At 44.4% G+C, this 18,894-nt stretch carries 21 protein-coding genes and 1 pseudogene; all 22 read left to right on the plus strand.

Annotation, left to right across the window (positions count from 1 at the left end; genetic code table 11):
* The first annotated feature begins 9 nt into the window (after nucleotides 1-9).
* Nucleotides 10-1,266, plus strand: a complete 1,257-nt coding sequence (locus ABFY19_RS02930; RefSeq protein ID WP_418791760.1) for a phage portal protein — start codon at nucleotides 10-12, stop codon at nucleotides 1,264-1,266.
* Entirely contained in the window at nucleotides 1,263-1,961 is a 699-nt protein-coding gene (locus tag ABFY19_RS02935) for a head maturation protease, ClpP-related (protein WP_418791761.1), read from the plus strand. Before ABFY19_RS02930 ends, ABFY19_RS02935 begins: the two co-directional genes overlap by 4 nt.
* A gap of 15 nt (nucleotides 1,962-1,976) precedes the next feature.
* Nucleotides 1,977-3,185, plus strand: coding sequence for a phage major capsid protein (locus ABFY19_RS02940; RefSeq protein WP_418791762.1), 1,209 nt, complete (start codon nucleotides 1,977-1,979; stop codon nucleotides 3,183-3,185).
* Nucleotides 3,186-3,197: 12 nt separating this feature from the next.
* Complete coding sequence (locus tag ABFY19_RS02945) at nucleotides 3,198-3,413, plus strand: head fiber protein (RefSeq protein ID WP_418791763.1); 216 nt, start codon at nucleotides 3,198-3,200, stop codon at nucleotides 3,411-3,413.
* Nucleotides 3,414-3,435: 22 nt separating this feature from the next.
* Nucleotides 3,436-3,753: a head-tail connector protein gene (locus tag ABFY19_RS02950; protein ID WP_418791764.1), complete on the plus strand. Its 318-nt coding sequence runs from the start codon at nucleotides 3,436-3,438 to the stop codon at nucleotides 3,751-3,753.
* Nucleotide 3,754: 1 nt separating this feature from the next.
* Complete coding sequence (locus ABFY19_RS02955) at nucleotides 3,755-4,093, plus strand: head-tail adaptor protein (RefSeq protein WP_014315065.1); 339 nt, start codon at nucleotides 3,755-3,757, stop codon at nucleotides 4,091-4,093.
* A gap of 5 nt (nucleotides 4,094-4,098) precedes the next feature.
* Nucleotides 4,099-4,530: an HK97 gp10 family phage protein gene (locus tag ABFY19_RS02960; RefSeq protein WP_041700509.1), complete on the plus strand. Its 432-nt coding sequence runs from the start codon at nucleotides 4,099-4,101 to the stop codon at nucleotides 4,528-4,530.
* Nucleotides 4,527-4,868 (plus strand): hypothetical protein, encoded by a 342-nt coding sequence (locus tag ABFY19_RS02965; RefSeq protein ID WP_313164327.1) that lies wholly within the window; start codon nucleotides 4,527-4,529, stop codon nucleotides 4,866-4,868. The genes ABFY19_RS02960 and ABFY19_RS02965 overlap by 4 nt, the downstream gene beginning before the upstream one ends.
* Before the next feature lie 3 nt (nucleotides 4,869-4,871).
* On the plus strand, nucleotides 4,872-5,462 hold the full coding sequence (locus ABFY19_RS02970; RefSeq protein WP_418791765.1) for a major tail protein: 591 nt from the start codon (nucleotides 4,872-4,874) through the stop codon (nucleotides 5,460-5,462).
* 11 nt (nucleotides 5,463-5,473) lie between these two features.
* A complete protein-coding gene (locus ABFY19_RS02975; RefSeq protein ID WP_418791767.1) occupies nucleotides 5,474-5,860 on the plus strand; it encodes a hypothetical protein in 387 nt (128 codons plus the stop codon).
* Nucleotides 5,861-5,907: 47 nt separating this feature from the next.
* The gene (locus ABFY19_RS02980) at nucleotides 5,908-6,048 is read left to right on the plus strand and encodes a hypothetical protein (protein ID WP_014315060.1); all 141 of its coding nucleotides are present in this window, start codon (nucleotides 5,908-5,910) and stop codon (nucleotides 6,046-6,048) included.
* Nucleotides 6,049-6,062: 14 nt separating this feature from the next.
* Nucleotides 6,063-8,482 (plus strand): annotated as a pseudogene (locus ABFY19_RS02985) (phage tail protein).
* 13 nt (nucleotides 8,483-8,495) lie between these two features.
* The gene (locus ABFY19_RS02990) at nucleotides 8,496-9,347 is read left to right on the plus strand and encodes a phage tail family protein (protein ID WP_418791768.1); all 852 of its coding nucleotides are present in this window, start codon (nucleotides 8,496-8,498) and stop codon (nucleotides 9,345-9,347) included.
* Nucleotides 9,348-9,349: 2 nt separating this feature from the next.
* The gene (locus ABFY19_RS02995) at nucleotides 9,350-11,299 is read left to right on the plus strand and encodes a Gp37-like protein (RefSeq protein WP_418791769.1); all 1,950 of its coding nucleotides are present in this window, start codon (nucleotides 9,350-9,352) and stop codon (nucleotides 11,297-11,299) included.
* A 15-nt stretch (nucleotides 11,300-11,314) separates the two neighbouring features.
* Nucleotides 11,315-11,818, plus strand: a complete 504-nt coding sequence (locus tag ABFY19_RS03000; RefSeq protein ID WP_418791770.1) for a hypothetical protein — start codon at nucleotides 11,315-11,317, stop codon at nucleotides 11,816-11,818.
* 13 nt (nucleotides 11,819-11,831) lie between these two features.
* Nucleotides 11,832-14,186, plus strand: a complete 2,355-nt coding sequence (locus ABFY19_RS03005) for a hypothetical protein (RefSeq protein ID WP_418791771.1) — start codon at nucleotides 11,832-11,834, stop codon at nucleotides 14,184-14,186.
* 85 nt (nucleotides 14,187-14,271) lie between these two features.
* A complete protein-coding gene (locus ABFY19_RS03010) occupies nucleotides 14,272-14,712 on the plus strand; it encodes a phage holin family protein (RefSeq protein WP_353852799.1) in 441 nt (146 codons plus the stop codon).
* The gene (locus ABFY19_RS03015) at nucleotides 14,709-16,205 is read left to right on the plus strand and encodes a hypothetical protein (RefSeq protein ID WP_418791772.1); all 1,497 of its coding nucleotides are present in this window, start codon (nucleotides 14,709-14,711) and stop codon (nucleotides 16,203-16,205) included. Before ABFY19_RS03010 ends, ABFY19_RS03015 begins: the two co-directional genes overlap by 4 nt.
* Nucleotides 16,206-16,220: 15 nt before the next feature.
* The gene (locus ABFY19_RS03020; RefSeq protein ID WP_418791773.1) at nucleotides 16,221-17,120 is read left to right on the plus strand and encodes an N-acetylmuramoyl-L-alanine amidase; all 900 of its coding nucleotides are present in this window, start codon (nucleotides 16,221-16,223) and stop codon (nucleotides 17,118-17,120) included.
* 132 nt (nucleotides 17,121-17,252) lie between these two features.
* Nucleotides 17,253-17,471: a hypothetical protein gene (locus ABFY19_RS03025; RefSeq protein ID WP_313164313.1), complete on the plus strand. Its 219-nt coding sequence runs from the start codon at nucleotides 17,253-17,255 to the stop codon at nucleotides 17,469-17,471.
* Entirely contained in the window at nucleotides 17,446-17,763 is a 318-nt protein-coding gene (locus ABFY19_RS03030; protein WP_418791774.1) for an rRNA biogenesis protein rrp5, read from the plus strand. The genes ABFY19_RS03025 and ABFY19_RS03030 overlap by 26 nt, the downstream gene beginning before the upstream one ends.
* A complete protein-coding gene (locus tag ABFY19_RS03035; RefSeq protein ID WP_418791775.1) occupies nucleotides 17,756-18,892 on the plus strand; it encodes a DUF2800 domain-containing protein in 1,137 nt (378 codons plus the stop codon). Before ABFY19_RS03030 ends, ABFY19_RS03035 begins: the two co-directional genes overlap by 8 nt.
* Nucleotides 18,893-18,894 lie beyond the last annotated feature (2 nt).

An 18,894-nucleotide genomic window follows, 5' to 3' on the forward strand; every position in this document is an offset into this window, starting at 1 on the left:
GTGATGTCAATGGGAATATTACAAGGAATATTTAAGGCTCGTGACAAGCCTAAGGATAGTCTGAGTGGTAGCCGTTACAGTTTCTTTTTCGGAGGAACTACTGCTGGAAAACCTGTCAATGAAAATACGGCAATGCAGATGACGGCGGTCTACTCATGTGTGAGAATACTTGCTGAAACATTAGCCGGACTTCCACTTCATGTCTATAAATACAACGATAGCGGTGGCAAAGAGAAGCATTTACAACATCCGTTATATAGATTGCTCCACGATGAGCCAAATCCAGAGATGACTTCCTTCACGTTCCGAGAAACGCTGATGAGTCATCTTTTATTATGGGGCAATGCTTATGCACAGATAATAAGAAATGCACGTGGTGAGGTTATTGCTCTCTATCCGCTTATGCCAAACAAAATGACAGTCGACCGTGACAAAAACGGACGGCTTTTTTATTTGTACCAGCGAAGTGTAGAGGACTCACCCACCCTTGGAAAAGACAGCCTGGTCTATCTCGATCCATCCGATGTGCTTCATATCCCCGGCTTGGGTTTTGATGGATTGGTGGGATATTCACCGATTGCTATGGCCAAAAATGCCATTGGACTTGCGATGGCTACGGAAGAATATGGAGCGAAGTTCTTCGCTAACGGTGCAGCACCTGGTGGTGTTCTGGAACATCCCGGTACAATCAAGGACCCACAAAAGGTAAAAGACAGCTGGAATGCTGCCTATCAAGGTTCAACAAACTCCCATAGGGTGGCAGTGCTGGAAGAGGGCATGAAATATCAGCAAATAGGTATACCTCCCGAGCAAGCACAGTTTCTTGAAACACGGAAATTTCAAATTAATGAAATTGCCCGTATTTTTAGAGTACCACCACATATGTTGGCTGACCTTGAGAAAAGTAGCTTTTCAAATATTGAGCAGCAGTCTTTAGAGTTTGTGAAATATACACTTGACCCATGGGTAGTTCGTTGGGAACAAAATATGTGCCGTTCTCTTCTCATGGCAAGTGAAAAACCTACGGTCTTCATCAAATTTAATGTGGACGGTCTGCTTCGAGGAGATTATGTAAGCCGTATGAGTGGCTACGCAACCGCTAGACAAAATGGCTGGATGAGTGCGAATGACATCAGAGAGCTTGAGAACCTTGACCGTATACCAGTGGAACTTGGAGGTGATCTTTACCTCATTAATGGAGCTATGACCAAATTACAGGACGCTGGTGCGTTCGCAAATACAACAAGATTGGAGGAAACCCAATGAAGAAATTTTGGAACTGGGTCAAGGATGAAAAATCCGACACCCGAACGCTCTACCTCGACGGCGTGATTGCCGAGGAATCATGGTTTGATGATGATGTCACCCCTAAGGCTTTCAAAGCAGATTTGTTTGCCGGTGAGGGTGACATTGTTATTTGGCTGAATTCACCGGGTGGTGATTGCATTGCAGCAAGCCAGATTTACACCATGCTTATGGACTACAAAGGCAAAGTGACCATCAAAATTGACGGCATCGCAGCATCTGCCGCCTCCGTAATCGCTATGGCAGGAACAACTGTGTTTATGGCACCTACTGCACTGATGATGGTGCATAACCCCTTGACCGTAGCAATCGGTGACAGCGAAGAAATGCAAAAAGCCATAGCCATGCTTTCAGAGGTAAAGGAAAGTATCATCAATGCCTATGAAATTAAGACTGGCTTATCAAGGACCAAGCTTTCTCATCTCATGGATGCGGAAACCTGGCTAAACGCTAATAAGGCAATTGAACTCGGCTTTGCAGATGAAATTTTGGAGGATGAGAAAAAGCATATTCAACAAGACGACTTCACTTATGCGTTTAGCCGAAGAGCAGTCACAAATTCGTTACTTGATAAAGTATGCCCCAAGAAAACACCTGCCCAAAAAGGTACACCCGCTGATTCACTGGAAAAGCGGCTCAACAACATCATTCATTAATAGGAGGAAGAGATTATGAACAAGATTTTAGAACTGCGCGAGAAACGCGCCAAAGCATGGGACGCTACCAAAGCGTTCTTAGATACCAAGCGTGGCACAGATGGTTTAATTTCTGCTGAGGATGAGGCAACTTACAACAAAATGGAAGCCGATGTAATTGCCCTTGGTAAGGAAATAGACCGTTTGGAAAAACAAGCTATATTGGATGCGGAACTTAACGCTCCTATGGCTAATCCATTGACAGGCAAGCCAGCTAATCCCAAACTGGAAGGCAAAACCGGCAGAGCAACCGATGAATACAGGAAAGCATTCTGGAATGCTATGCGTACACGTGCTGGTGAGGGCCTTGATCCCACCGTAAAAAATGCTCTTAAAATCGGCACAGATTCGGAAGGTGGATACTTAGTTCCTGACGAATTCGAGAGAACTCTTGTCGAGGCTTTAGAGGATGAGAACATCTTCCGTAGACTGGCTAAAGTTATCACAACCGCTTCCGGCGATAGAAAAATTCCGGTGGTTGCATCCAAGGGCACAGCCTCATGGATTGATGAGGAAGGTACAATTCCAGAAAGTGACGATAGTTTCGGTCAAGTATCTATTGGAGCCTATAAGCTGGGTACGATGATTAAGGTTTCTGAGGAACTTCTAAACGATAGTGTATTTCAGCTTGAACCTTATATTTCAAGGGAATTTGCAAGACGTATCGGTAACAAGGAAGAGGAGGCTTTCTTCATTGGCGATGGCTCTGGTAAACCGACCGGTATCCTGGCAGCCACAGGAGGAGCACAACTCGGTGTAACTACTGCGGGTGCAACAGCTATCACTCTCGATGAAGTGCTTGACCTTTTCTATTCACTAAAAGCACCTTATCGTAATAAGTCTGTATTTATCATGAACGATTCTACAGTAAAGGCAATTCGTAAGCTAAAAGACGGTCAAGGTCAGTACCTATGGCAGCCATCTATCCAGGCTGGAACTCCGGATACTATTCTTAACCGTCCGCTTTTTACATCTTCCTATGTGCCTGCTATTGCAGCTGGAGCGAAGACAATAGCATTCGGTGATTTCAGCTATTACTGGGTAGCCGACCGTCAAGGTAGAGTATTTAAAAGACTAAATGAACTCTTTGCTGTTACTGGCCAGGTAGGCTTTGTAGCTACTCAGCGTGTAGACGGAAAACTGATTCTGCCTGAAGCCATTAAGGTTCTTCAGCAGAAGGCATAACGGAGGTACATTATGAGCTACAGCACAAAGAATTACACCGAACAGGGCGGCGATAAAACCGTCATCGGTGGTACTTTAGAGATTAAACAGGGAGCCTCGGTGACGGGGCTTCCTATTGCAGAGAATCAAGCAGATAGCACTGCTACAGATGTAGCAGGTCTTGTCACAGATTTCAATGCTCTGCTTGCCAAGCTAAAAGCGGCTGGTTTGATGGCGGCAGACGAATAAGCATCGGAAGGAGGCAGTCAGCATGACAACAGATAATCTTCTCCCAAAAGTAAAAGCAAACTTGATATTATCACATGATGCAGACGATGGCCTTCTGCTACATTACATCAAAGCTGCTGTCTCCTATGCGGAGAGTTACCAACATGTCGCTGAAGGCTATTACACGGAAAATCCAATGCCTCCTACTACGGAACAGGCAGTAATCATGCTGGTGAGCCATTTCTATGAAAGCAGAGATGGCTCAACGGCTGGTTTCTTTGCCGATAGTGTGCAGGCTGGTCAGCAGGTATGGAACACGGTGAACCTACTTCTACGGCTTGACCGGGATTGGAAGGTGTGACATGAGTTTTGGAAAAATGAATACTTTCATCGATATCATCAGCACAGTACCTGTCAAGGATGCGGAAGGGTTTGCTAAAAAAGGTGATAACATACTCGCAAGCTTAAGAGCCTACAAGGAAGATAGACACGGCAGTGAACGATGGACGAATATGGCCTCATTTTCCACTGCAACATCACTGTTTCGGTTTAGGAAAATCTCCGGACTTAAGGTTACAACCGAAATGGTCATAGTATGCGAAGATGGAAGATACCAGATTTTAAGTGTTGAAGATGTAAGAGGGCGTGGAATGTATATTGAGGTTTTGGCAGAAAAACTGGAATCATCAACTGTGAGGTGATGGATGTGGCAAAAGTTAATATAAAGATGCCGGAGGAATTTCTTTTAAAGGTATCCCGGTTAGCTGACCAGACGGATGTAATTCTTCCTAAGGTATTGGAAGCCGGTGGTGAGGTTGTGTTGGATAAAGTCAAAGGAAACCTGAACGATGTGGTTGGTAAGGATACGAAATACCCATCCAGAAGTACTGGTGAGCTTATATCTTCATTAGGACTCTCAGACGCAAAGCAGGATAGAGACGGTAACTTCAATGTGAAAGTCGGCTTTGCGGAGCCACGGTCTGATGGAGAGAGCAATGCTAAAATTGCCGGCATCATTGAATATGGAAAGCATGGCCAGCCTGCAAAACCTTTCTTGAAACCGGCGAGAACTGCATCTAGGAAATCTTGTACCAATGCAATGATAGCCAAGCTGGAGGAGGAGATCAGTAAGATATGAATATTTTAGAAGAACTGAATACCCTCATAACCGCTATATCGCTCCCCGTGGAAACCGGAGTTTTTTCCGATTTGGCACCGGATGAGTATGCCGTGATAATCCCACTTTCAGATATCTTTGAAGTCCATGCAGATAATCGCCCTGGGTTTGATGTGCAAGAGGCACGCATATCGCTGTTCTCAAAGAATAATTACTTGGAGCGGAAAAGGCAGCTCACACAGACTTTATTGAATGCAGATTTTACAGTGACTGAGCGTCGGTATATCGGTCACGAGGACGATACCGGATATCATCATTACGCCATTGATGTGGCGAAAAACTATAGATTGGAGGAATAACACATGGCAACTATTGGTCTAGATAGACTGTACTACTCAAAAATAACTGAAGATGTTAACGGTGAAGAAACATACGCCGTGCCTTCGGTGCTCGCAAAAGCCATCACCGCCGAGCTCTCAGTAGAGCTGGTGGAAGCAATTCTGTACGCGGATGACGGTGCTGCAGAAGTTGTGAAGGATTTTAACAGCGGCACACTAACCCTCGGCGTGGATGACATTGGCCCGACAGTAGCTGCGGATTTAACAGGTGCATCAAGCGATGACAACGGTGTGCTGATCTCTGCAAGCGAGAATGTGGGTACACCTGTTGCGGTAGGCTTTCGTGCACAGAAGGCAAACGGAACATATCGATATTTTTGGCTGTACCGCGTAAAATTCGGACTACCCGCAACGAACCTACAGACAAAAGCTGACTCTATTACCTTTTCAACACCTACTATTGAAGGAACCGTTATGCGCAGAAATAAGCTGGATGGCATGGGTAAGCACCCTTGGAAAGCGGAGGTCACAGAAGGTGATCCCGGTGTTTCATCGACCACTATCACCGGTTGGTTTACTGAAGTTTATGAGCCGGTCTACACACCGGAACCATAGGAGGAAAGAAGATGGATAATGAGAGAAGCTCCGCTATCAACATTGGCGGCAAAGAGTATGAACTTGTTCTAACCACACGTGCGACAAAAGCGATTGCCAGTCGATATGGTGGTCTTGAAAACCTTGGAGAAAAACTGATGAAGTCAGAGAACTTCGAGATGGCACTGGACGAGATTGTTTGGCTAATCACGCTACTTGCAAATCAATCCATTTTGATTCGCAACCTTAAGAATAAGAACGCACCTGGGGAATTGCTTACCGAGGAAGAGGTAGAACTTCTCACTTCACCTCTTGACTTGGCTGCATATAAAAATGCAATTACCGAAGCAATGTTTAAAGGTACAAAGCGCGACGTTGAAAGTGAGGAAGAAACTCCAAAAAACGTGGAAGTCGGGTAACGGACTCAGAAGTCTTTACCCGGCTTTTTTACTATGGAACAGTTCAGATGGGCATGGATGCAGAGGATTTCTGGCTTATGCCTATCGGACTGTTTTTTGATTTATGGGCCTGCCATAAACAATGGCATGGAATTGAAAAGCCGAAGAAAACCCGGACTATTGACGATATTATCCCGCCAGGTATTTAGGAGGAGGTGAAGGCATGGCAGACAATTTTGGTTTAAAAATAGGTGTCGAGGGCGAGCGTGAATTTAAGAAAGCTCTTTCCGAAATCAATCAGTCCTTTAAGGTACTGGGCAGTGAAATGACCCTTGTAACCAGTCAGTTTGATAAAAACGATAAATCCATACAATCAATTACCGCTCGAAATGCAGTTCTGAATAAAGAAATCGACGCACAGAAAGAGAAGATTTCCACACTCAAGGCTGCTCTTGACAATGCCTCCTCCTCTTTTGGTGAAAATGACCGCCGCACTCAAAACTGGCAGATTCAGCTGAACAAGGCACAAGCGGAACTTAATGGCATGGAACGTGAACTTGAGCAGTCAGCAGTGGAGGCAGATAATCTCGGCGATGAATTGGACGATTCCGGTAAAAGTGCCGAAGATGCTGGTGGCAGGTTTGAAAAACTCGGAGGTGTACTCAAGGGCATTGGTGTGGCGATGGGTGCTGTTGCCGTTGCTGCTGGAGCCGCTGCTATAAAGTTAGGCAAAGAGGTTGTTCAACATTTTGGAGAGTTGGAACAGAACCTTGGTGGCTCAGAGGCGGTTTTCGGTGCATACGCTGCGTCGATTCAGAAAACTGGTGAAGAGGCCTATAAAAATCTCGGAGTCTCCCAAAGCGAGTATCTCGCTACTGCCAACAAAATGGGTGCGTTGTTCCAAGGTTCAGGTATACAGCAACAGAAAAGCCTTGAACTTACCGAAAAAGCCATGCAACGTGCAGCAGACATGGCATCCGTTATGGGAATAGATATGTCTACTGCGATGGAGGCTGTCACAGGTGCTGCAAAGGGCAACTTCACCATGATGGATAACCTCGGTGTTGCTATGAACGCTACCAACATCCAAGCCTACGCTCTCGCAAAGGGTCTGGATTTCACCTGGAATACCGCTACACAAGCGGAAAAAGCCGAAGTTGCAATGCAGATGTTTTTCGAGAACACCGAGCAGTATGCTGGCAACTTTGCAAAAGAATCAACTCAGACCATTTCTGGTTCGATTGGATTGTTACAAGCTGCGGTTGGCTCTTTTACAGCAGGACTTGGTAATGCCAATGCGGATATGACAAATCTGACAGAGAATCTTGTTGATGCTTTCCAAGCGGTTGTCACTAATATCGTACCGGTTTTAGAGAATATAGTAGCAGCACTACCGACAGCGACCGGCGCAATTTTAGCAGCGGTGGCAGACTTGCTTCCAATGCTTCTTGAATTAGTGACAAATATATTCAAGCAGGTACTGGAGGCTATTTTGAACCTTTTACCTGAACTTATCCCGGCGGCGGTTAGTGCTCTAATGACAATTGTCGGAGCGCTGATTGATAATCTTCCATTGCTTATAAATGCAGCAATAGAACTGGTTACCGCGCTTGTGGAGGGTATTGGCATTGCTTTACCTAAGCTCATACCCGCAGCCGTTTCGGCAGTCACAAAGATTGTACAGGGATTGATTGAGAACCTGCCAATGCTGTTGGATGCGGCTTTGCAGTTGATTATAGGATTGGCGCAGGGATTGGTTGACGCAATACTCAGCTTGTTTCTGCCTTGCCTACCATCATCGAAGCACTGGTGGATTTTTTGATTGAATCCATTCCAGAGATTATCGATGCGGGTATTCAATTGCTGACTTCACTGGTGACAGCACTTCCTACCATCATTACGGCAGTTGTGGAAGCAATCCCGCAAATTATCGACAGTATTATCAGTGCGGTCATTGGATCGATTCCCATGATTATTGATGCAGGCATCCGACTTTTGATATCGCTCATTCAGGCACTTCCTCAGATTATTACTACTGTTGTAGCCGCAATTCCAAAGATTATAACCTCCCTGGTAAATGCCATTATTGGCAACATCGACAAAATCATATTAGCAGGTGTTCAGCTGTTTGTGGCACTAATTGCAAACCTGCCAAGGATAATTGTGGAGGTTGTTAAGGCAGTTCCGCAGATCATCTCAGGGCTGGTTAGAGCCTTCACCAGTTATATAAGCCAAATGGCTCAAGTGGGCAGCAATTTGATTAAAGGGTTGTGGAATGGTATTTCAGACGCAGGTGCTTGGCTATGGAATAAGATTTCAGGATTTTTCGGTAATGTGGTATCGAAGATTAAGAACTTCTTCGGTATCAATTCTCCCTCAACTCTATTTGCTGGAATTGGCCGCAACATGGGCGAAGGTATCGGTGTAGGTTTTGAGGATGCAATGACGGCAGTTACACGGGATATGCAAAATGCAGTACCCACAAACTTCGATTTGAATTACAGAGGTTCATTAGGACAAGGCAGTGCTACAGGCACAAGCATCACGCAAAATCTCTCAGTGGTGACACCAAAGGCTCTGTCTGAAAAAGAACTGGCAAGGGAGTTTAAAAATCTCTCCCGCAAGCTGGCACTTGAATATTAAAGGAGGTCTGACTATGGAACTTACTTATATTAATGCAAATGGCAGGAGTATCACACTCAAACAAAGCCGCCCGTATTTTATTACCAAGATTGATGGCACAGGCAACGTAAGTCAGACCGTTAACACCTTCAAAGCGCCAGACCAGGATGGCGCTTTTTATATTTCTTCTACTTTAGATATGAGGAACATCACGATTGAAGGAACAGTAGTTGCAGATAATCCTGGTGATGCTTATGTGCATAGGCAGCGGTTCCTTCAGATATTTAGTCCAAAACTACTCGGGACGCTTCAATATCGAGGTCGGCAAATTGCTTGTGTGGTTGAGGAGGCAGGGTTTAGTGTTTCTACTCGACAAAGGATACCGAATTTCTTTGTAAGCCTACTTTGCCCCTCCCCTTTCTTCGAGACATTGGATGAGGTAAGAGAGGAACTGGCATCATGGATACCTCTACTTGAATTCCAACTGGAGATACCTATGAGTGGTATGGAATTTGGAATGCGTCAGCCAAGTCAAATTATTACGGTGGAAAATATCGGTGATGTGTCCTGCGGATGTGAAATTGTATTTCGAGCGCTGGGTACGGTCACAAACCCTGAACTCCTAAAGATAGATACTGGTGAATACATTCGACTTCTCACGACAATGGATGCCGGAGATGAACTTCGTGTATATACTCATTTTGCTGGAAAGCGTGTAACAAGAGTGGAGGGGTCTTCGATTACAAATGCTTTTTCATTATTAGATACCAATTCGGTGTTCTTTCAGCTTTCCGCAGGTCTTAACACACTGCGCTACGATGCTTCAGTCAATATGGATCTGTTGGAGGTTAGTATTTATTTTCGTCCGCAGTTTCTGGGGGTGTAAAGATGGAGTTATATATCTACAATTCAAATCGGGAGCTTGCGGGTATCGTGGAATCCTTCGAATACCTACGATGGACCAGGCGGTACTCACAGTGTGGCTCATTTGAGTTAAAAGCCATAGCAACACAGGAGAATACAGCACTCTTAAAAGAAGGAAACATCATTTGGAAGAACGATGATGAGGAAGCTGGGATTATTGAGCATCTGGAATTGTCTCAAACTGAGCAGGAAATCATCACTGCAAGCGGACGATTTGCTACATCATTTCTTGCCCGACGTATTGTATGGCAAACGGAGAAACTGTCCGGAGACATTTCAATTTGCGTGGAGCAACTGATTAATAATAATCTTATCAATCCTACTGATACAGCAAGGAAAATTAGTGGGATATCATTTTTATCTCCGAACTTAAATGTGCCCATCAGCACACAGGTATCGTATCGGAACTTGATGGATGTGATAACAGAATTATGTGAGGTTTCAGAGGTTGGAATTAAGACCGTATTTACACCTTCAAATGGAATTTTAACCGTAATGTTATATATGGGGCTAGAGTCACAGGCAGTGTTCTCAAAGGAGTACGAGAACCTAACTGAACAAATTTACACTATAAGTGCTGCTGATTATGCTAATACCGCACTTGTCGGCGGCGAAGGTGAAGGTGCAGACCGGACATTTGTAGCCATTGCAAGTGGTTCTGGAGAGGCACGGCATGAAATCTTTATAGATGCAAAAGACCTGCGGAAGGATGATTTCGGAGCAGATTACATTGATACTCTGATTTTCCGAGGCCAAAGTAAGCTGAATGAGCAGGCAATTCGTTATTCGTTCGATACTTCCGTTAACCCTCACGGTAATTTGTCATATAAGACAGACTATGATCTTGGGCAGACTGTCAAAGTCATTTCCAAGGCATGGGGTGTATCAATGACAACACGTATCACTGAAATAGTAGAAACTTATGATGCGAATGGCCAGAGTGTAAGCGTAGTATTTGGAAAAGCTGAATTGACAATAGCACAGAAAATTCGTTCCGATATGAGCCAAGTTAAAACAGCAATATCTGCTCCAACCGGTATTTCTGAGGTAGCTGAGGCAATAGGAAATGTGACAGAAACTCTTGGTCATTTAAACGAATTAGACCCTAAAATCCAAGGAGATAGCGTTACCGATAGTATTAACAATCTGTTTGGAAAACTACCTGCACTCGAGAATTTTGTAGGTGCGGGTACAACATCGGTCGGCCAATATGCTTTGCACAACATGGTACCTGGAGATGCCTTTTACTTTACTTCGTACAGTGGTAACAAGTTCAGCGACCAGCCAAGTGAGAACGGACACATCTTTTTGATAAAGCATAATGGAGACAACACAGGAAACGGTTACCAAAGGGCGATGGGTTTCTTTATCAGTAGGGATACTATGACGTTCTATGTTATTTCTGTTTTCGTATTCAATAACCCGTCCGGGCAGGCGAACTGGCTAAGCTTTCCGCTCGGTGCACTTACTGATATAGCTGCTGCCGTTCGAGGAAGCACCTTTGCATCCAGCATTAACAATGTCTATAACGCTCCAGTATCAGGGACGAGAATTGCGAATGGTGCTGTCACTACCGCAAAGATTGCCCAGGAAGCTGATACCTCAATAACCTACTCACTTGGAAGTGGTGTGACAATGGGTTTTAATATGTCATTTGTAAATAAGGGTGTTGTTTCAATCGGAATGCAGATTAATGTGGGTGCTTCGGGAGTTGCTTCCGGCGGCACGATTCTAACAATAACAAATGCGAATTTTTACCCTTACTCGACGGTACGTGCTGTGGCAACTACTGTGGGAGGTAGCGGAACAAGTATGCCAATTACAATTAACACAAGCGGTGTGGTAGCAAACGCGGCTTCTTCCACACTGCCTACGGGTTTTTACCTTATATCTTGCTCTTACGCGAGAGCTTAAAGGGAGGAGAGCAGTATGGAAAAAAGCGGATTTTTCAACTCATCTGATGGAGATAGAGTCTATGATGCAACAGACTTCGCCCAATATTTCGGAAGTCTTGTATCAAACGGTGTATTTTATGCTACACCAACAAACCTACAGGTTTCACCTGCAATTGGATTAGCAGTGAGTGTTGCAGCAGGAAGTGCATGGATTAATGGATATAGATATGAAAACACGGATGCTCTGAATATGCCACTTACTACGGCAAATGGAAGCAATCCTCGTATTGACCGGATTGTGGTTCGTTTAAATCAAATCAACCGAAGCATTAAGATTGCAGTTGTTGATGGAACCCCTGCTGCAACACCAGTGGCTCCTGAATTGACAAGAACCAGCGATATCTATGAACTTGGAATCGCAGACGTGCTTGTACCGACGGCAGCCACATCGATAGTTACAAATAACATCATGGATACCCGTATGAATACCAATCTTTGTGGTTTGGTGAATTCGTTAGTATCGGCAGTCTATGAATAGGAGGTGAAATTCGATGGCGGATATTAATGGCATAACACTGCAGGCGGGTTCTAGCCCGACCGTTTATTACACGATTACTTATACTAAAAGCCGGCCTAATAATAGCCAGATGACCTATAACTTCACTATATCCGCTGCATTGGGTTCATCTGGGTCTTTTATCCACAACGGTTATGCTTTACTTTGTACCATGACCGTAAATGGCTCTTCCTCGCAGGTACGAATAAAGGCAGAGGACGGCGATAACTGGGATGGAACCACACCAAGACTTAGGTACGTTTCAGTGACCTGTGCTTCAACTACTGGTAATACTGCTCAGGGTGTGCGCTTTCGAGTAGTCTCAGATGGGAGACTTACGCTCTCTTCAGGTGTGATTGACAATTCAAGCTACACGGTGCTGAGTTCACCACTACTAACGACAGCCTGCGGAGCACCGACTTCTTGTTCTGTAAGCTCTACACTCGCGGAAGGCAGTGTAACCCTTTCATGGAGCGGAGCATCTGGTGGTATAAATAACGCAATTTCGAGTTATGAGATACAATACAGCGATTCCTCTGATAACTTAACATGGGGAGCATGGACAGCACTGACCACAGTTACCACTACGGCCACAAGCGGTAGTGTGGAAACATCGCCGCCAACCGTTAGAGGTAATTATCGAAGATTTCAGGTACGGACTCGTGGTACAGCAGGAGCGAGTTATTACTCCGGATGGAAAGTATCAACTAACTCCGTTCGAAGAAATACAGCACCTAAGTCAGCTACAACAGCCGTTGCATCTCCTGCAGCATATAGCGATGAGATTATTACACTGACTTGGAGTGGTGCATCAAGCGGTACCAGTCCAATAAAGGGATACCAAATTGCCAGTCGTACATCCACGGATAATATCACATGGAGTACATGGAATGTGCTGACCACTCTGATTATAGCGGCAAGTGGAGGTAGCTATAATCCAACTGTATCGAGAACACCTGGAACATATACTCAATTTGGCATTTGGACAATCGACACATTTGATGTTTACTCGGTGGAGAAGATAAGTAACAGTATCTATTGCAATATAACGGCTTGTGGAGCACCGACATCGTGCTCAGTAAGTGCAACTTTAGCTGAAGGAAACGTCTCGCTCTCCTGGAGTGGTGCATCTGACGGTGCAGGTAATGCCATCACTTCTTATGAGATACAATATAGTGACTCAGTAGATAACAGTAACTGGGGTGCTTGGACGGCTCTGACGATTGTGAACACTTCTGCAACAAGCAGCATCTTAAGCGTCAGCCCACCAACTACGCGCGGAAATTATCGTCGATTCCGAGTAAGAACGCGAGGAACAGCCGGAGAAAGTTTCTATTCTGACTGGACGATATCTAGCAACAATGTCCGTAGAAATACATTGCCGATACCACCGACAACCTTTACTGCTTCTCCTCCGATATATGAGGTCACAAAAATAGCACTTTCATGGAGCGGAACAATACCTGGAACCAGTGCTATTAAGCAGTATGTTATTCAACAGGCAACATCGACAGACGGAGTAAATTGGTCGGCATATGAAGCACTGACTATTATCGTTTCAAGCGCTACTTCTGGTATCCTCGAGGTGAATGGTTCACAGATAGCTGGTATGTATACTCGTTATCGTATCAGTGTAACCGATACATTGGATGCAGTCTCTGCTTATGTAGTCAGCAGCACAGTAAAGAAAAATAGTCCGCCTGCCTCACCGACAATCTTCTGCCCGATATCTGGTAAGTTTACTTATAACACTACACCGCGTTTTATGATTATAACGGGCATAGAACCAGATGGTCAGACACAAATAGTGGAGGTCAAGATTGATTCTGGTCCATGGCATAACAGTGTGGATAATCCGGAGAGATTCTCCACGAGTGGTTATCTCGGTAACGGTATTAAGACAGTTTACCAAGCGGAATCTCTTTCTGTAGGAAATCATACGGCTACCTTCCGTTGCCTTGATAGTGATATCGAGTCAGCAAGCACAGAAGTTGTTCGTACCTTCACGGTATTGGAATTACCTTTTGAAACCATCACTGTTAATGTGACACATGTAAAGGCAACACATATTCAGACGCTCAGAACCGCTGTAAATAGAGTGCGTAGCTATTACAATCTTTCCCCCGTAACTTGGAAAGAGGAGATCATTGCGAGAAAGACCACTATCAAGAATTGGCCGTCCCACATTACTGAAATTCGTAAAGCTATTGATATTGCTATTGTGGTAATAAATGATTTTGACTCTTCAACGACATTCGACATACCAGCCTTTACATGGCTACCTATTGGAATGGGGCGGCCAAAGGCAGATGTCATGGAACAAATACACAATCTTCTTCTGATGTTATAAGGGTTGATAAAATACAATTCAGCGCTCTTGCGATTTGCAGGGGCGCTTTTCAATACACAAATTCAACTTAACGGAGGTGTTTTTAATGAAAGAAATATGGAACTGGGTACAGTTAGCCTTTGCAGCTGTTGGTGGATTTCTCGGATGGTTTCTCGGTGGCTATGACGGTTTTCTCTATGCACTGATAGCTTTTGTTGTTATAGATTATCTGACAGGTGTTCTATGTGCAATTATTGATAAAAAGCTGTCTAGTGAAATTGGGGCTAAAGGGATTTTCAAAAAGGTACTTATCTTTGTAATGGTGGGTGTTGCTCATATTCTTGATACACAGATAATAGGTAGCGCTGGTGAAAGTGGTGGTGTACTTCGCACGGCAGTAATCTTCTTCTATCTAAGTAATGAAGGTGTTTCCATTTTAGAGAATGCCGGACATATCGGACTACCCATCCCAGAAAAATTAAAAGAGGTACTAAAACAGCTACATGGGCGTAATGACGAGCCTCCTAAGACAGGTGATGGAATATGATTGATTTAACAAAAGCAGCAACCGTGTTCATTGGCCGACGCGGGGAACACTACTTTCGTCACCTTGAGTTTGACGTTTCCAGTTTATTGGAAGGCACTTATCCGGGAGCAGCACTTAATGCTATATACAAAAGACCAGATGGCATTGCTTATCCGGTGGTTACTACCTATGCTGATGACGTTCTAACATGGTCTCCCAGTGCAACGGACACACAGCTCGTCGGTGTCGGTCAGCTGGAAATAAGAGTTACTCATGGTGATGTGGTAGGTAAAAGCGTTCGAATACTAACCGTTGTCGAGGAGGCACTCGCAGATGGTATAGTCGAACCACCCGAACCCCCTGCCCAGGAATGGCTCAATCGGGTGCTTTCTACCTTAGCCGAACTGGATATTGAAGAAATAAATAGTCTGTTAAATCTCATTTATAACCTGCTAAATAACAACTATGATTTGCTAAACACCACACACAACCGGTTGAACGATACCTACGGCTTAGTCGGTGATAACCATGAATTGTTAAACACCACAAATAGCCTGTTAAATGATAACTACAATCTGCTAAACACCACGCACGATCTAATTGAAGACATGCGTGACACATTATACATGAGGACTGGAATTATTCTCAACCATTTGCATCCCATAGAAACGGCTACTGCTCCAGATATGGTAAGCCGAAGAGGGGCCATCACATTTACTGGCATAAATAGTGGCAATAACGTTATCCTCGGCCCGGTAACCTACACATTTGTTACATCCTTGGGCAGTCCGACCGCAAACAATGTGCAAGTGTTAATCCAAGGCACCCTTCGCAATTCTGTCAAGAAACTTGCAGAAGCTATAAGGGGTATTCAAGATGTAGCGAATATCGCTTATGGGGTAGGAACAACACCAAATCTGGTAAGCACAGCCTATTGGACGAGTCGGATTTTTTCCATTGGTGATGTTATCATTCCTTCCGGTGAGAGCCTATTCTTATTGGAAAGGGCCGAAAATGCTACAACACCATTGAACCTTACCTCTACTGCATCAGCTACTATCAACGCATTCACCAGAGCAAGCTATTTAAAATATGTCCTTAGCGGTAATGCTACCGGAGCAGGCGGTGTTAATAGTGTTCGAGGACCTTTGCAAACATTATTGCCCATAGGTAGTGTGGTCATAGGCGGACAGGGCGGATTACTTTATCCCACGGCTTATGATTGTCATTTGGTTACTCTTTGCCGTCAATCGGATACAAGTGAAAAAGAACTAGACCTATATATATCAAACGATGAAGTGAACTTTACCAGAATATCACGCAGCACGCCTATCGGTGCTGATAGTTCAAATGCTGGGTTGCATATTGATATTCAAACGCGTCAAAGCCGAGTACCTTCTGGTTATGGGCTGTATATCAGCATGGGAAGTGATGGCACATCGGCGAGTGCCTTTTGTGATTTGAAGTTTACCTACCACTTATACCCTGTCAATCTTGCGACAACCAACATATAATTGGAGGTGATTATAATGAATTTACGCAAGTTAATACTTACGAATAATGCTTGCTTTAAAGCAGGTAAAACGATAACTCCCAAAGGCATCATGGTTCATTCTACCGGGGCAAATAATCCATGGCTGAAACGCTATATTGGCCCAGATGACGGTTTTCTCGGAAAGAACCAATACAACAATCATTGGAACCAAGATAAACCGGGTGGTCGACAAGTATGTGTTCATGCCTTTATCGGCAAACTTGTGGATGGAACAATCGCCACATACCAGACTCTTCCGTGGAACCATCGCGGTTGGCACGCTGGAGGAAAAGCAAATGACACCCATATAGGCTTTGAGATTTGCGAGGACGGTCTTTCGGATAGCACCTATTTTGGCAAGGTGTACCGAGAGGCCGTCGAACTTTGTGTACATCTTTGCAAGCTCTATGGTTTAACCGAAAAGAACATCATCTGCCACAGTGAGGGTCACAAGCTGGGCATTGCCAGTAATCATGCAGATGTAATGCACTGGTTTCCTAAACATGGCAAGTCGATGGACACATTTCGGACGGATGTAAAGAGTGCACTGAACCCCATTAACTCATCCCCTAAACCGAAAGATATTTTATATAGGGTGAGAAAGAGCTGGGATGATGCCAAATCTCAAAAAGGTGCATATAAGGTGTTGGAAAATGCCAAGCGTTGTGCAGATGCCAACTCCGGATACTCTGTCTTTGATGAGGATGGACAAATTATATACTCAGGAAAATCTGCTCCGACCTATGAAATATATACCGTAGTTAAGGGTGACTCACTTTGGAAGATTGCTAAAGAAAAGCTTGGCAATGGTGAAAGGTATACGGAGATTAAAGTATTCAACGGTCTAACTACAAATATCATCTATGCCGGACAGAAATTGAAAATTCCTAATTAAGCACGATGCCCTTGGAGGTCAAAAAACTTCCGAGGGCATTATTTTTTTCTAAACCGTCAGATTTCCTTTCCTCCCGTGGCTACCAGGTAGAGGGCAACAAATTAAATCGCCCTTTGGAAAGAGGTGAAGGACATGAAACACAATCTTAAAATCAGTGTTTCAAAAGAGCCACAGACAGGCGGAATCGTTACTTGCCGTAATGTCACCATTAGGGAGCGCATCCTACGTTTCCTCCTTGGAGATAAACGACGTGTAACTATTCTGATCCCAGGAGACAGTGTCGAGGAACTCTCCATCTGTGAGACTACGAAAGGAGGAAACGATCTTGAGCAAAGTAAAGTTACTGCTTGATGTGGTAAATGATATGCGAAGTCTTGCAGACAGCATACAGGCAGTTTGTGATGCAATGACAGAAACTGATTCTGTTCCTAATGAAGTGCCTGCCACAAAGACAGAAACAGCAAAAGAGCTGGATATCCCACTTGAAAAAGTGCGTATGGTACTTGCCGAAAAGAGCCAGCTTGGATTTACTGCCGAAGTGCGAGGGATCATTCAAAAGTATGGTGCCGACAAGTTAAGTGCCGTTGACAAGGCTTACTATTCCGACATCTTGAAAGATGCGGAGGTTCTTGGCAATGGGTAATCATGCAATATTATCTGCATCATCTTCACACAGATGGCTTCATTGTTTACCATCAGCAAGGCTTGAACTTGAGTTTGAAGATACGAGCGGTACTGCGGCAGAAGAAGGAACAGCGGCACATGCACTCTCGGAACACAAACTGAAAAAAGCACTCCATATAAGGAGCAAGCGTCCTATATCAGAGTTTGACTCAGATGAGATGGAAGAATGTACGGATGCCTATGTTGATTTCGTTATGGAACAGGTGGGGCTTGCAAAACAGTCCTGCAATGATCCTATCATTCTTATCGAAAAGCGTCTTGATTTTTCCTGCTATGTGCCGGACGGCTTTGGTACTGGAGATTGTTTAATTATCTCAGATGACAGACTTCACATCATAGATTTCAAATATGGCATGGGTGTGCTTGTAGATGCAGTGGACAATCCGCAGATGAAACTGTATGCCTTGGGTGCCCTTGAAATTTATGACAGCCTTTATGATATTAATGAAGTGTCAATGACGATTTTTCAGCCAAGAAGAGAAAATGTAAGCACATGGACTGTACCGGTAGAGGAACTTAAATGCTGGGCAGAAGAGGAGCTTAAACCAAAGGCAGTCAAAGCCTATAACGGCGAGGGTGAATATATACCAGGTGAATGGTGTACTTTCTGCAAAGCTGCAGTCAGATGCCGTGCAAGAGCCGAGGAAAAGCTGAAACTTGCCCAGACAGAGTTTAAGATGCCACCGTTACTTACTGACAATGAGATAGAAGAGATTCTGTTCATTCTCCCCGACCTTACCAAATGGGCAAATGAAATAACTGCCTATGCCACAGATGCCGCTGTGAATCACGGCAAAGAGTGGAACGGCTTTAAAGTTGTGGAAGGTCGCTCTGTTCGCAAATACAAAGATGAAGATGCCATCGCAGAAAAAGCCGTGGCAAGTGGATTTAAGGACATTTACCGTAAGAGCCTCATCCCTATGACAGAGATGCAGAAACTGATGGGTAAAGCCAAATTCGAGGAAATACTCGGTGACCTCATTTATAAACCACCGGGCAAGCCGACTCTTGTTCCCAATTCGGATAAAAGACCGGCTATAAACGTAGCAGATGCAAAAAACGAATTTAACGAAATTATGGAGGATTAAAT

Source organism: Phosphitispora sp. TUW77 (assembly GCF_048453025.1).
GTDB lineage: Bacteria > Bacillota > Thermincolia > Thermincolales > UBA2595 > Phosphitispora.